Origin of the sequence: Microbacterium sp. MF43 (genome assembly GCF_012847295.1) — a bacterium.
In the GTDB taxonomy this organism is placed as follows: Bacteria; Actinomycetota; Actinomycetes; order Actinomycetales; family Microbacteriaceae; genus Microbacterium.
In genome coordinates this window covers 660347-673595 of the sequence record NZ_JABBDY010000002.1, presented here as the reverse complement: position 1 = coordinate 673595, position 13249 = coordinate 660347, and the positions used below count along the sequence as shown (strand labels likewise).

Below are 13249 nucleotides of genomic sequence, written 5' to 3'. Positions count from 1 at the left end.
GCTGTGGGTCAGCAGCTCGGCTGGGGCTTGCGGAGCTTGGCAGTCAGGTCGCGGAGCTGCGCGAGCTCGTCGTCCGTGAGGAGGGACATGCGCTCCGCGATCGCCCGGCCGTGCGCGCTCGCGATGCGGCGGAAGGCGGATGCCCCGGCATCCGTCGCCCGCACCAGTGCGCCGCGGCCGTCTTCGGGATCGGGGCACTTGGCGATGAGCCCGCGCGCGGCCATGCGGTCGACGAGGCGGGACACGCTGGGCTGGCTGATGAGCATGTTGGCGGTGACGTCGCGCAGGCGTGCCGTCATGCCATCAGCGCGCGTCACGGTCAGCAGGACGTCATACTCGGCCTGACTCAGCGTGTCTTCGTGGAAGTCGTCGTTGATGTCGTCGAAGACCTCGTGCTGCGCGCGGAACAGGCTCTCCCATGCGTCGATGGCGAGGCGGCGATCCGTCATAGCGACAAGATTACGACCAAAGGCGCCCCCTAGGCTGGGCCCATGCGGACAGTCTCGGCCGTGTCTCGCCGCGTCACCTGGACGTGGCGCAGCCTCGTCGTGCTCCTCCTCGCCGTGGCGATCGGAGTCGGCTTCGCCGTCGGGGGAGGGATGCCTCGCGCCCACGCCGACGTGAACGACTTCACGTTCGAGAGCCTCGACGTCGAGTATCAGCTGGGCCGCACAGACAGCGGTACGAGCACGCTGACGGTGGTGGAGACCTTCGTGGCCGTCTTCCCCGAAACCGACCAGAACCGCGGCATGCAGCGGCGGATCCCGGAGGGCTACCTGGACGCGCCCCTGCGCCCACAGCTGGTGTCGATCACCGACGAGGACGGGCGCCCTCGCAACGCGGAGACCGAGTCGGAGGACGGCTACTACATCATGACGTCGCGCGCCGATGACTACGTTCACGGCCGGCAGACGTACGTCTTCACCTACACGCTCGAGAACGTCGCCCGGTTCTTCGATGACACCGGGGTCGACGAGTTCTACTGGAACGTCAACGGCACCGAATGGCAGCAGCCGTTCGGCCGGGTGACCGCCCGGGTGACGATGAGCGATGACATCGCGGGCGCCCTCACCGGCGCACAAGCCTGCTACGTCGGCTATGAGGGCTCGACGCAGACCTGCGCGATCGCATCCGACGGGAGCGCGGTCGAGGCATCCGCGGCGCCCGTTCAGCCTTACCAGACCATGACCATTGCCATCGGATTCGAGCGGGGCACGTTCACGCCCTTCGACTCGTCGTACCTCGCGTCGCCCTGGGGGTGGCTGCAGCTTCTCGCGTCGCTCGGAATGGCGGGCGCCTTCGTGTGGGCGGGCGTGACGCGCGCGCGGCACCTGCGGGACGCGCCCGGGCGGCCGGTCGTCATCGCCGAGTACACGCCGCCTCGGGCCGTCGACGCGCTCGAGAGCGCCGTCATGCTGGGGCTCACGACGAAGGCGATCCCGGCGGAAGTCCTCGAGCAGGCTGTGCGGGGAAGCCTCCGCATCGTCGAGGGCGGGCGCAAGCTCTTCGGGGGAGTGAAGCTGAAGGCCGTGCTCGTCGACCCTTCGAAGGCAGACGGCGACGGGCGGATGCTGCTGGACGGCTTGTTCCCGGCGGGAGTGCCGGGCGAGGAGTTCGAGTTCGGGAGCACCGACACCCGCTTCTCGGCGGCCGCGCAGGGCATCCTCAAGGCGGCGAACGAGGAGCTCGTCAATCGCGGACTCCGGCGCAAGGTGCCGGCCCGCGTGCGAGCCTGGCCGCTGGTGGCCGCGATCGCGTGCGCCGTGCTGATCTTCCTGACCGGGTTCGCCGCCCTCGACGCGATGGTGCACGCGCTCGTGCCGATCGTCCTGATCGTCCTGGCAGTGCTGTGCACGATCTGGATCGGTGGTCTGGTCGCGCGCAAGCCGCTGACGGCGGCCGGAGCCGAGACCCGCGACCATCTGCGGGGCCTCAAGGAGTTCATCGAGTGGGCGGAGGCCGATCGGATCCGCATGCTGCAGTCCCCACAGGGCGCCGAGCGCGTGCAGATCGACGCGACCGACCCTCGCGTGAAGCTGCGCCTGTACGAGGATCTGCTGCCGTATGCCGTGGTGTTCGGCCAGGAGAAGGAATGGGCCCGTGAGCTCGCCGTGCTCTACGGCGCGGGCAATTCGCCGAGCTGGTACTACGGCACGAGCGGGTTCGACGCGTCGTCGTTCTCGTCGGGTATCTCGTCGCTGTCGGCCAGCACCGCGTCGTCGTCCTCCACCTCGGGCGGCTCGAGCGGCGGCGGATCCGCCGGAGGCGGCGGAGGCGGCGGAGGCGGCGGCGGCGTCTGACCCCGCGGGGCCGACCCGACGGCGGGCGCGAGCCGGGTGCGAGCCGGCAAGAGTAAGGGCCGGTCGGAGAGGCTCCCGACCGGCCCTTGTCCCTTGCACCAAGAGTGTCCTGCAATCACATGCCGGCAGCTGCCACAGCAAAACAGTTACCGTGCAAGCACTCTATAACGGGAATATAACGACGGCAAGGGTTTGGCGTTATCTTTTCGTGATTCATCGCGCGGCTGATGGTGTCCGATGACAACACATCTGCAGTTTCTGCCATCGATTCTGTGGTTGTGGGAGATGACCTGTAGTTCTTGCCAACCGATCTGTAGTTCGGGAGGTCAAGCAGGTCGCAGATCCAGTACGATCTCTGCACGGGCGGGCCCGTCGTCGGCAGCGCGCATGACGGCCCGGTGCTCGGCATCGATGGGTCGAGGGGATTGGTCTGTCACCGACCTGGACCGGGCCAGGTCTTCCGTCTCCATCGCGTAGACGATCACCGGTCCGTCGCCGGTGTCGACAAGCATCGCCGTCTCATGGGCGACGCCCTCGGCCGCGAGCGACTCGAGTGCTTCTGCGCGGCGTGGGCCGTCGACCTCGCGTAGCCAAGCTGCGACGCGGTCGCGCTGGTCGAGTCGGATGCGGCGGGCGACAAGGTGAATCACGACACCAGCGTACGAGCCGTTCGAGTGATGTAACGGTTAGTATCTGTTACATGACAGATGTCGCGACTCTATCGTTGAGTGAGCTGACGACGCTGTCGACGGCCGTGGCTCGCGAGATTCGCGCGCGGCGGTCGCCGAATCGGACATGCGCGGCTTGTGGCCGCGGCTTCGCGGCGCGCAGTGACGCGCTCTACTGCAGTAGTCGGTGTCGCGTCGCCCAGCACCGACTGCGTCATCGGAAGGAACTAGACGTGAGCATCGAAGGAATCGGATACGAGGGGCAGACCGTCGACGCTCTCGTATCGAAGCTGCGTATTCGCGGCGTGGAGACGCTCGTCGACGTGCGACTCAACGCGATCTCCCGCAAACGTGGATTCAGCAAGCGCGCTCTCGCGGCCGCTCTCGCGGAGGCGGGTATCGCGTACGTCCACATGCCGGTGCTGGGCAACCAGCGCGACAACCGCGCCGGATATGGCGAGCTCGATTCCCCGCTCGCCCGTGAGGTTCGCGAAAGGTTCACAGCGGAACTCGAAGCCGAGGGCGCAAGGGAGGCCCTGGAGGAGCTGGCTGATCTCGCTCGCACCGGTCCCGTCGCCGTCTTCTGCTACGAAGCAGACGAGCAACACTGCCACCGCGAACAGGTGCTCGAACGGGTGCGGGGGATCCTCGATCGCGAGCTGGTCTCGCGCTAGAAGAGCGCCGGCTGTGGCGCGACGGCGTCTTCTGCTTTCGGCCAGTACACGCCCAACACGCTGAACTTGCCGCGGCGGGCCGCGAGTTCGAAGTTGCCCATGTAGAACCCCGTTCGCCGATCCGCGGCGAACATCTGATCCAGGAACTTCTCTGTCACGCCGGCCATGACGTCCTTCCCGTCGTGGCGGAGCCGGTTCTGCAGGGCCGTCAGTTCCCAGTCGAGGATTCGACCCTGGTGTCCACGACAGCTTGTGCTCTCGCAGCGGTAGCGGTAGCGGACCTTGAACGCTGGTTCCTTCAATACGGAAGGTATGGATCCGCTCATCGGAATGAGGGCGGTTGACTCTTTGAGGATGCGGTCCTGCATCTTTGCGAGCTGTTCCGGCGTCCACTTCGGGTGAGGCTCGAACTCGAGTCGGTCCACGTCGGCTGGGTAGACGAGTCCCAGGGACGTCGCCGCCGGGTCTGCGGATGCGGCGGTCACTAGCTCGCAGGTCGTGGTCACCGGGAGGCGGCCGATCACCTGGTGGCGCGACTTGCCTGGCCGCAGGTGGTTGATCTTGTGCCACGAGTCCTGGGCGGGGGAGTAGCTCTCCTTCCGGGTGTCGGAGTCTCGGCGGCGCACTTCGAGTTCGATGACGTCGTACTTCGCGAACTGAGACTCGCCGTCGAGCCATCGGAAGGCGATCGGGTAGAGGCGGATCCAGGTCGGCTCATCGCCGTCGATCCGGATGCCCGCGACGCATGACGTGTCGCCATAGCTCGCGGACGGCTGTGGCGTCGCCTTCACCGTGACGAGCACCTGTGCCCGTTCTCCCTCGACTCGCATGCCGTGATCCTATGGCGGGGCACGGACACCGCCGCTTGCTTTCCACTCCGCTGAGCGCTCCGATGCGGGCGTGTCATGTCCATGCCTGACAACGGCGGTCGTACTCTGGCGGCGTCAGGGACTCTCCAACTGAACATCTCGTCGGGAGCGGAGAGCGGATGACGTCGAAGCACTGGGAGCCAACCCCCAGATGATCGCTCCTCACGCGCAGATCGATTACGTCCTCGGAGCTCGGCATCGTCACGCTGCTGCTGCCGCCCCTGCGATCGCCAGACGATGGACGCCTGGACGCCGTCATCAGGCTGGCGCATTAAGCGGCAGAAGTCGGATGCTGATCGCAACCGATCTCGACGGCACGATTGTTCCGAACGACACCGTCGCATTGCCGCCATTCACCGCGAATGTGCTGCACCGACTGGACACCGCGGGTGTCCCGGTCGTCTTCGTGACCGCACGGCCGCTCCGCTGGATGGATGTCTTCTGGCCTCACGTCGGGAATCACGGCATGGCTATCGTCTCCAACGGCGCAATCACCTACGACGCACACGAGGGCAGGATCGTGTCGCTGGTCGGCATTGGCTCGGAGGTCGGGCTCGAAGTGTGTGATGCGATCACTGGAGCGCTCCCTGGCGCTCGGTTCGCGATCGAGTGCGCCGATGGCATCCGCCTCGACCCTCATTACGTCGAGCCGTACCCTGCACCCGGCGCACCGCGCGGCCCGCTCCATGAGATCTGGACAGACCCCGCGGTGGAGCCTCTCGTTAGGCATCCGGACATAGAACCCGACCTGCTCCACCATCAGGTCGCTGCGATCGTCGGAGACGCTGCGACGGTCACATGGTCAGTTTCAGGACTGGTTGAGATCAGCGCTGCTGGTATCACCAAGGCGAGTGCTCTCCAGAGCGTGTGCGACAGGCTCGACGTCCGATCGGACGATGTCATGGCCTTGGGCGACATGCCCAACGACATCCCGATGCTCATGTGGGCCGGGACAAGCTATGTAGTGGCGAACGCGCACGAATCGGTCCAGGTGGTCGCGCAGCACAGCGCGCCCTCGTGTGCCGATGAGGGCGTTGCTCAGGTTCTCGAGCGGCTCCTCAAAACTACAGTTCGGTTCGCAGGCGAATAGCGTCACCGGCGCTCCTGGGCCGGAGCTCGAAAGCGAGAATCCGCGGAGCGCCTCCACAACATCGATGACAAGAACTACAGATGCCCTGTCATCGGACACCGACGTTGAGGAATCCCTCCGCGCGGGCGCCCCGCGCGGAGTACGCTCGGCCGCATGCCGGCGCCGAGCGTGCCTCGAAGCGCCCGCGCCGCAGCGATCGTGACGTGGGTGTACACCGCCGCGTATGGACTGCCGGCGGTGCCGATCGTGGTCTACCTCATTCGAGAGCGCGAACTGCCGTGGCTGCTCGATCTCTTCCCGATGTACGGCGGCCCCTGGTGGTCGGGGGACTGGGCGCTCTTCGTCTGGCTGCTGCTCGGCTACTTCGCCGTGACCCTCGCGCTCGCGTTCTCCGGCTGGCTGCTGTGGCGGGGCAGGCGCTCGGGCGCGGTCCTGAACCTCGCGCTGGTCCCCGTCGAGGCCTTCTTCTGGTGGGGGTTCGACCTGCCGATTCCGCCGTTGTTCGCGATCGCCCGGGTGGTGCTCATCGCGGTGGCGTGGCGGCGCCTGACGGGCCGGCGGGCTGAGGCGCCGGTCTGATTCCTCGCCCGTGCACAGGGGCGCCTGGGCGGGGCATCCGCTCGTCCCTCCACCCGCCCGCTACCCTCGCAGCATGCCGGTCAGCAATACCCGCCGTGCCCGCGCTGCCCGCCGCCGTGCGCGCCGTGTCGCGGCCGCAGACAACGACCTCACGTTCGAAGAGTGGGAGTCGCTCCTCGAGGCGTGGGGAGCGTGTGCGTACTGCGGGTCGGTAGCCGGTCCCTTCCAGAAGGACTGCGTGCTGCCCATCTCGCGCGGCGGCAGGTACACCTTCGACAACGTCGTGCCGGCCTGCCGCTCGTGCAACGCGAGCAAGAGCAACGACGAGGTGACCGGCTGGCTGCGGCGCAAGCGTCTCGACGAACGCGCCTTCCTGCTGCGGCACGTCGAGATCCTCAGCGCCTGGCGCATGAGCGGATAAAGTGGCACGCGTGATGATGACTCTGTGATCGATCGGATGCCTCGAGCCGTGGCGCGCCCGTGCCGCACGGCCGATCCGCGCATCTGTGCGCGTGACCGATCCGATCGACAGGAGCTTTCGCATGACCATCATCATCCGGCCCTACGAGTCCCGCGACTGGGCCGACATCAGCCGCATCCACGACGCCGCTCGCGTCGACGAGCTTCGCGGCGCGGGACTGCTCGAGGCCTACCTCGACCTCGCCGCCACGTACGAGAACGAGGGGCTCTTCGATGACGACGTCTGGGTCGCCGAGCTCGACGGACACGTCGCCGGCTTCCTCGCCGGTTCGGCCGGAGAGATCACGTGGGCGTACGTCCACCCGGCGCTCTACCGCCGTGGAGTCGGACGCGCGCTCGTCGAGCACGTGCTGGCGCGCGCGACCGGTCCTGTCGAACTCGAGGTGCTCGAGGGCAACAGCGCCCGGACGTTCTACGAGGCCGTCGGATTCGTGTGGCAGTCGACCACGACCGGCAAGCTCGCGGGAAACGAATCCTTCGAGGCGACCGGGCACACCCTCGTCTGGAAGCCTGTGAACGTGACGGAATCCGGGAGCGAACTCCGCCCCGCCCCCGAAACGGCGGATGCCGGACCGGTCACGAAGACCGACCCGGCACCCGGCGCATGACCGCAGGAGCGGCTCAGTACCAGTTCGTCGCCTGCGAGTGCCCCCACGCGCTGCACGGGGTGCCGTAGGCGGCGGCGATGTACTCGAGGCCCCAGCGGATCTGGGTCGCGGCGTTGGTCTGCCAGTCGGCGCCGGCGCTCGCCATCTTGCTGCCGGGGAGCGACTGGGGGATGCCGGTCGCGCCACTCGAGTCGTTGTAGGCCTGGTAGTTCCAGCCCGACTCCTTCGTCCACAGCGAGTCGAGGCACGAGAACTGATCGCCGCCCCAGCCGTACTGCGACGATGCCAGCGACCGCGCGGTCGCCTTCGCTCCCTCGACGGTGTTGGCGGCGGCGAGGGCGGCAGCCGCTTCGCGGGCCTTCTTCGCGGCAGCCTCGGCTTCGCGTGCCTTCTTCGCGGCAGCCTCGGCGGCGGCCTCAGCGGCGGCGCGCTCGGCCGCCGCGGCGTCCATGCGCTCGCGCAGGTCGCGCGTGAGCTGCGTCACCTTCTTCGTCTCGGTGAGCGCATCGGCGGTGAGATCGGGCAGAAGCAGCAGGGGCACGACGTCGACGGCTGCAAGACGGTCGACGTGCTCGTCGAGCGCGGAGGTGTCGACGGCCGTCGGGCCGGCGAGGTCGAGACCGGATGCCTCGACCTGGGCGCTGACCGAGCGGGCGCCCGCCGCCGCGGCGCGCGCAGCTTCCAGCGTCGTCCGCGCTTCCGCGGTGATGCCGGTGAGCGCCTGCAGCTGCGCGTTCGGAGCCGACGGGCTGGCGGCGGCGACGAAGTCGGGGTCGAGGGCGACCGCGGCGGTGGTGCTGCCGATGCCGACGATCGCGGCGAGGCCGAGCGCGCCGCCCGCGATCAGTGCGGGCAGTCCCGGGACGCGCCGGCGGGCGGTGCGCAGGGAGCGGCGCGAGGGGGCGAAGTCGAAAGTGCGATCGGAGTCAGTGGGGGCGTTTTCGGGCGTGCGTGTCGTGAGCATGAAGTGAGTTACGTGTGCTTTCGGGTATCGCGTACGCCGGCGAGGCGCGCCGACGCGGTGCCCTCGGGTCGGGCACGAAACATCCAGCCTGCGTGCCTTTTCTGGACGGTTCCCCAGGGTCTCCTGGACAGCGCGTGTGTACGACCGTTGCGAAAAGTGCTGATCAGAGGACTTCAGGCATCGCGAAGTGCGGCCCACGCGGCCTTCCGTCAGCGGCTGAGCAGACGGATCCCGTCGAGCACGGCGGTGTGGGTCTTCGGCGAGGAGAGCACGCGGAAATGGCCGGGGGTCGGGACGGCGATGTTCGTTGCTCCCTCGAGAGCGCTGCCCTCGGGGATGTGGGGGTCGTATGGCCCGAATACCGAGACGATGCGGCCGTTCACCGAGGTCTCCCGCCCCAGCATCACGATCGTCTCGTCCGCGGGCAGGAAGGCGCGGATGCTCGGATCGATGAACAGGCGCGCACGCCGGGCCCCGCCGAACGGGGTGGCGACGGCGACCAGCCCGAGAATCCCGAGCGGGGTCCTGCCGCGCTCCTGCGGCGCGTCCGCGGCGGCCTGAGCCGGATCGCCGCCGGAGGATGCCTCGACCGCGGCATCCATCGCTGCGCCGGTCGTGATGAGGAGATGCTTGCCGATGAGGCCGCCCTTGCTGTGCGCGACGAGCACGCGGCCGGCCGGCGGCACGGGCAGCTCGGCGAGCAGGCGCTCCAGCCGGTCCGCGGTCTCGCTGATCGCGCGGCGATTCACGCCCAGACCGTGGACGACCTGCACCCGATGGCCGGCCGCGGCGAGGGCGTCGCCGAGAGGGCGGAGGAACGTCCAGTGCTCGTACACGCCGGGGAGCAGGACGACCTCGGGAAGCGACCCGGACTCGACGTGCCACGCACCCGGGGTGCGCCGGTGGCCGCGGATCGTCCACGGCGGACGCAGGATCGCGAGCTGCCGGCGCGCCGCGTAGATGTAGTCGGACGTCCACCACAGGGCTCGCCGCAGGCCCCACGGCCGTCCGGCCTGGCCGTCGGCTGCGGCATCCGTCCCGCTGCGCACCATGGGCGGCAGTCTACGAGCAGACGGGATCCGGATGCCGCGGCGGCCCCGCCCGATCGATCACGACGTGACACGCGGCTGGGCCGGCTCCGTCGTGCCGCGCACGCCGACAATGGCCGCCTCGACGACCGCCGCCGCGAGCGCGTCGATGACCTCGGCGGGCTGCCACTGCACCGGACCGTGCACGGCGATCTCGGCGAAGCCGTGCACCGCCGACCAGCACGCCCACTCCGCGAAGGGGCGCCGCTCGGGCGGGAGCGCACCGCTGGCCACCATCTGATCCAGGGTGTCGAGGAGGAGCTGGAAGGGGGCCACGATCTCGTCGTCCAGCGTGACGATGCCTTCCGCACCGCGCGGGTCCTGTGTCGCGAACGCCAGCTCGAACCAGCCGCGTTCCGACCGGGCGAAGTCGATGTAGGCCAGACCCACCCGGCGGAGGCGTTCGATCGAGGCATCCGCCGCTGACAACCCCCGCGGCGCGGCGTCCACTCGCGCGCGGATCGCGCGCGCGAGCGCGAGCTGCGCCTCGCCGGCGACCGCCCGCACGAGGTGCTCGCGGTCGGCGAAGTGGCGGTAGGCGGCGTTGGGGGAGACGCCCGCGGCGCGCGTGACCTCGCGCAGGGACACGGCGGCGGGTCCGCCCGTGCGCGCGAGGTGGAGGCCCTCCTCGATGAGGGCGCGTCGGAGGTCTCCGTGATGATAGGTCCGGGTCTGCGCGCCCATTGCACCGCCTCGCTCGAATGTGTACGGTGTCAACATCAATGTACACGGTGTCCACATCGAGCGTAACGCCGTCCTGATCCCTCGCCGTCCGCACACACGCCCCCACCAGAGAGAAGTCCGATGAGTCAGCCGACGCCCGCTCCGCCGATCGACGAGTCGCTGCAGTACACGCCCGGACCGCGCACGGTGCGCGCCTTCCACCACGTGCTGGCCAACACGGCGCTCGCGAACGTCACGTCGAGCTTCCTGTGGTTCGCCCTGACCTTCTGGGCATACCTCAAGACGGAGTCGGTCCTGGCCACGGCGATCATCGGCGGGTCGTACATGCTCCTCGTCGCGGTGTTCGGCGTCGTCTTCGGCGTGATCGTCGATCGCATGAAGAAGAAGGCCGTCATGGTGCTCTCGAGCGTCGTGACGCTGTCGACGTACCTCCTCGCGGGAGCGGTGTATCTCTCTTTCCCGGAGAGCGTGCTCATCGACTGGGGCGGCCCCTGGTTCTGGGTGTTCGCCGGGGTGATCCTGATCGGCGGGGTGGTCGAGAATCTCCGGAACATCGCGCTGTCGACGACGGTGACCCTGCTTGTGCCCTCCGACCGGCGCGACAAGGCGAACGGTCTTGTCGGGGCGGTTCAGGGCATCGCCTTCATGGTGACGAGCGTGTTCTCCGGGCTCTCGGTGGGACTCCTCGGCATGGGGTGGACGGTCGTCATCGCCATCGTCGCCACGGCGCTGGCTCTGCTGCACCTCCTGTTCGTGCCGATCCCCGAGCGCGGTGTCGCGCACGTCGAGGGCGCCGCACCCGCGGGCTTCGGATTCAAGGGCGTGATCCCGGCGGTCATGGCCGTTCCCGGGCTGCTCGCGCTCATCCTGTTCGCCACCTTCAACAATCTGGTCGGCGGAGTGTTCATGGCGCTCATGGACCCGTACGGCCTGACGCTCTTCTCGGTCGAGGTCTGGGGCATCGTGCTCGGAGTGACGAGCATCGGCTTCATCATCGGCGGCGGTCTGGTCGCCAAGTTCGGCCTCGGCAAGAACCCCGTCCGCACCCTGCTGCTCGTCAACGTCGGCGTCGCGCTGCTCGGGATGACCTTCGCGATCCGCGAGTGGTGGTGGCTTTACGCTCTCGGCATCCTGATCTTCATGGCGCTCATGCCGATCGCCGAGGCATCCGAGCAGACCATCGTGCAGCGGGTCGTGCCCTTCGAGAAGCAGGGTCGCGTGTTCGGGTTCGCCGCGAGCGTCGAGTCGGCCGCCGCGCCCGTCTCGGCGTTCATCATCGGCCCGCTCGCGCAGTTCTGGATCATCCCGTTCATGGACTCTCCTGCCGGGCAGGAGTCGCTCGGGTGGCTGCTCGGTCCGGGTGAGGCTCGCGGGATCGCGCTGGCGTTCCTCGGCGCGAGCCTCCTGCTGCTGATCGTCGTGCTCCTGGCGTTCGCATCGAAGCCGTACCGTCAGCTCTCCGACGCCTATGCGTCGGCGCCGCCGTCCCTGCACACCGAGGATGAGGGGACGGATGCCTCGGCTCCCGCCCGCTCCTCGCCCACCACCTGAGCGCGCCGGCACCGACGTCCGCCGACGTTCGCCCACAGGGCGTGACCTCCGCGCTGAGCGCCCGCGGCCGCCCCGCTCACGCCAGGATGGAGACATGATCTCGATCCCCAGCGTGACGCTCAACGACGGCACCGCCTTCCCCGAAGTGGGCCTGGGCACCTACAACCTGCGCGGAGAGGAGGGCACGGCGGCGATCGTCTCGGCGATCGAGACCGGCTACCGGCTCCTCGATACGGCGGTCAACTACGAGAACGAGCGCGAGGTCGGCGAAGCGGTTCGGCGCAGCGGGCTCGACCGTGACGAGCTGCTCGTCACCTCGAAGATCCCCGGCCGTCATCACGGATACGAACAGGCGATCGACAGCATCCAGGGATCGCTCGGCATGCTCGGGCTGGATCGCATCGACCTGCAGCTCATCCACTGGCCGAACCCCAGCGTCGGCAAGTACGTCGACACGTGGCGCGGCATGATCGAGGCGCGCGATCGCGGTCTGGTTCGATCGATCGGAGTCTCGAACTTCACCGAGGCCATGCTGACCGAGCTCGTCGACGCGACCGGAGTCGTACCCGCCGTGAACCAGGTCGAACTCCACCCGTACTTCCCCCAGGCCGCCTTGCGGGCCTTCCACGCCGAGCACGGCATCCGCACCGAGAGCTGGAGCCCGCTCGCACGCCGCAGCGAACTGCTGACCGAGCAGCTGCTCCAGGAGCTCGCCGTCGTGCACGACGTCACACCCACGCAGCTCGTGCTGCGCTGGCACGTCCAGCTGGGCAGCACCCCGATCCCGAAGTCGGCCGATTCCGACCGTCAGCGCGAGAATGCCGACATCTTCGACTTCGAGCTCACCGAGGATCAGGTCGAAGCCATCTCGAGCCTGGAGCGCGGACGCCTGTGGGGCGGCGACCCCGAGACGCACGAGGAGATGTAACCGGCGCGCTCCACGAGCTCAGCTGCGTGCGAGCCACTCCGCGAACGTCTCGGTGCCCAGGACGGCGTCGGGGCCCGGGAGTGCGTCACCCGCGCGCATCCCCTTCATCTGCGCGCCGGGCAGGCTCACCGACGGGATCCATCCGCGTCGCCCCTGGTGGCGCGCATAGGCGCGCACCATCTCATCCAGCCGTTCCTCGCGTGGGCCTCCGATGTCGCGGGCTCGTCCCTGCGCGGGGCCCGCGGCGACGCCGGCGAGGTGCGCGCCGACCTCCGCGGCAGCGATCGGCTGCACGCGCGCTCGCGGGGCGATGTGCAGCGGCCCCACCTTGGCGCGCTGGTACAGCTGCGCGGCGAACTCGTGGAACTGGGTCGCCCGCACGATCGTCCACGGGACGGCGGATGCCTCGACGACCCGCTCCTGCGCGACCTTGCCCGCGTAGTAGTCGTACGGGATGCGATCGATGCCGACGATCGACAGCAGCACCACGTGCCCGACTCCGGCGCGATGTGCGGCGGAGATCAGATTCCCGGTCGCGGTCGTGAAGAACGCGGTGGCGTCGGCCGCCGACAGCGTGGACACGTTCGCCGTGTCGATCACGGCGTCGACTCCGGCCAGCGCGGCATCGATCCCGGAGCCGGCGACCAGGTCGACCCCCTCGGCGCGGCTCAGGACGACGGCCTCGTGGCCCGCGGCTCGGACGGCCTCGACGGTCGGGCGCCCGACGGTTCCGGTTCCTCCGGCGACAGCGATCTTCATGGTGGGT

General features: G+C 68.8%; 15 protein-coding genes. 8 read left to right on the top strand and 7 right to left on the bottom strand.

The genetic code is table 11. The features are described from left to right. Positions 1 to 8: 8 nt before the first annotated feature. Positions 9 to 449: a MarR family transcriptional regulator gene (locus HF323_RS07535; protein ID WP_169581940.1), complete on the bottom strand. Its 441-nt coding sequence runs from the start codon at positions 447 to 449 to the stop codon at positions 9 to 11. A gap of 42 nt (positions 450 to 491) precedes the next feature. Here HF323_RS07535 and HF323_RS07530 point away from each other — a divergent pair, with 42 nt between their 5' ends. After that, a complete protein-coding gene (locus HF323_RS07530) occupies positions 492 to 2300 on the top strand; it encodes a DUF2207 domain-containing protein (RefSeq protein WP_169581939.1) in 1809 nt (602 codons plus the stop codon). Positions 2301 to 2626: 326 nt separating this feature from the next. On the opposite strand, the gene HF323_RS07525 is transcribed toward HF323_RS07530, so the two are convergent. Further along, positions 2627 to 2950 carry a DUF6176 family protein gene (locus tag HF323_RS07525; RefSeq protein WP_169581938.1) on the bottom strand — a complete coding sequence of 108 codons (324 nt, stop codon included), beginning with the start codon at positions 2948 to 2950 and terminating at the stop codon, positions 2627 to 2629. A 251-nt stretch (positions 2951 to 3201) separates the two neighbouring features. Here HF323_RS07525 and HF323_RS07520 point away from each other — a divergent pair, with 251 nt between their 5' ends. Then, positions 3202 to 3642 (top strand): DUF488 domain-containing protein, encoded by a 441-nt coding sequence (locus HF323_RS07520; RefSeq protein ID WP_211160324.1) that lies wholly within the window; start codon positions 3202 to 3204, stop codon positions 3640 to 3642. Here the strand turns inward: HF323_RS07520 and HF323_RS07515 are convergent. Further along, complete coding sequence (locus HF323_RS07515; RefSeq protein ID WP_169581936.1) at positions 3639 to 4445, bottom strand: hypothetical protein; 807 nt, start codon at positions 4443 to 4445, stop codon at positions 3639 to 3641. The genes HF323_RS07520 and HF323_RS07515 overlap by 4 nt on opposite strands. Positions 4446 to 4800: 355 nt before the next feature. On the opposite strand from HF323_RS07515, the gene HF323_RS07510 reads away from it, so the two are divergent. From HF323_RS07510 to HF323_RS07495, 4 genes are all read left to right on the top strand, one after another. After that, on the top strand, positions 4801 to 5601 hold the full coding sequence (locus HF323_RS07510) for an HAD family hydrolase (RefSeq protein ID WP_169581935.1): 801 nt from the start codon (positions 4801 to 4803) through the stop codon (positions 5599 to 5601). 153 nt (positions 5602 to 5754) lie between these two features. Continuing rightward, on the top strand, positions 5755 to 6180 hold the full coding sequence (locus HF323_RS07505; RefSeq protein WP_169581934.1) for a hypothetical protein: 426 nt from the start codon (positions 5755 to 5757) through the stop codon (positions 6178 to 6180). A gap of 73 nt (positions 6181 to 6253) precedes the next feature. Continuing rightward, complete coding sequence (locus tag HF323_RS07500; RefSeq protein WP_169581933.1) at positions 6254 to 6601, top strand: HNH endonuclease signature motif containing protein; 348 nt, start codon at positions 6254 to 6256, stop codon at positions 6599 to 6601. Positions 6602 to 6722: 121 nt separating this feature from the next. Next, complete coding sequence (locus HF323_RS07495) at positions 6723 to 7268, top strand: GNAT family N-acetyltransferase (RefSeq protein WP_169581932.1); 546 nt, start codon at positions 6723 to 6725, stop codon at positions 7266 to 7268. 13 nt (positions 7269 to 7281) lie between these two features. On the opposite strand, the gene HF323_RS07490 is transcribed toward HF323_RS07495, so the two are convergent. The 3 genes from HF323_RS07490 to HF323_RS07480 form a co-directional block, all read right to left on the bottom strand. Then, complete coding sequence (locus HF323_RS07490) at positions 7282 to 8232, bottom strand: phospholipase (RefSeq protein ID WP_223169217.1); 951 nt, start codon at positions 8230 to 8232, stop codon at positions 7282 to 7284. 209 nt (positions 8233 to 8441) lie between these two features. Continuing rightward, positions 8442 to 9284 (bottom strand): hypothetical protein, encoded by an 843-nt coding sequence (locus tag HF323_RS07485; protein ID WP_169581931.1) that lies wholly within the window; start codon positions 9282 to 9284, stop codon positions 8442 to 8444. Positions 9285 to 9341: 57 nt separating this feature from the next. Next, positions 9342 to 10004: a TetR/AcrR family transcriptional regulator gene (locus HF323_RS07480; protein ID WP_169581930.1), complete on the bottom strand. Its 663-nt coding sequence runs from the start codon at positions 10002 to 10004 to the stop codon at positions 9342 to 9344. Between the two features lie 120 nt (positions 10005 to 10124). Here HF323_RS07480 and HF323_RS07475 point away from each other — a divergent pair, with 120 nt between their 5' ends. Both HF323_RS07475 and HF323_RS07470 read left to right on the top strand, forming a co-directional pair. Beyond that, positions 10125 to 11555 carry an MFS transporter gene (locus tag HF323_RS07475; RefSeq protein WP_169581929.1) on the top strand — a complete coding sequence of 477 codons (1431 nt, stop codon included), beginning with the start codon at positions 10125 to 10127 and terminating at the stop codon, positions 11553 to 11555. Between the two features lie 94 nt (positions 11556 to 11649). Continuing rightward, positions 11650 to 12483: an aldo/keto reductase gene (locus HF323_RS07470; protein ID WP_169581928.1), complete on the top strand. Its 834-nt coding sequence runs from the start codon at positions 11650 to 11652 to the stop codon at positions 12481 to 12483. 18 nt (positions 12484 to 12501) lie between these two features. On the opposite strand, the gene HF323_RS07465 is transcribed toward HF323_RS07470, so the two are convergent. Further along, positions 12502 to 13242, bottom strand: coding sequence for an NAD(P)H-binding protein (locus HF323_RS07465; RefSeq protein WP_169581927.1), 741 nt, complete (start codon positions 13240 to 13242; stop codon positions 12502 to 12504). Between the last annotated feature and the right edge of the window lie 7 nt (positions 13243 to 13249).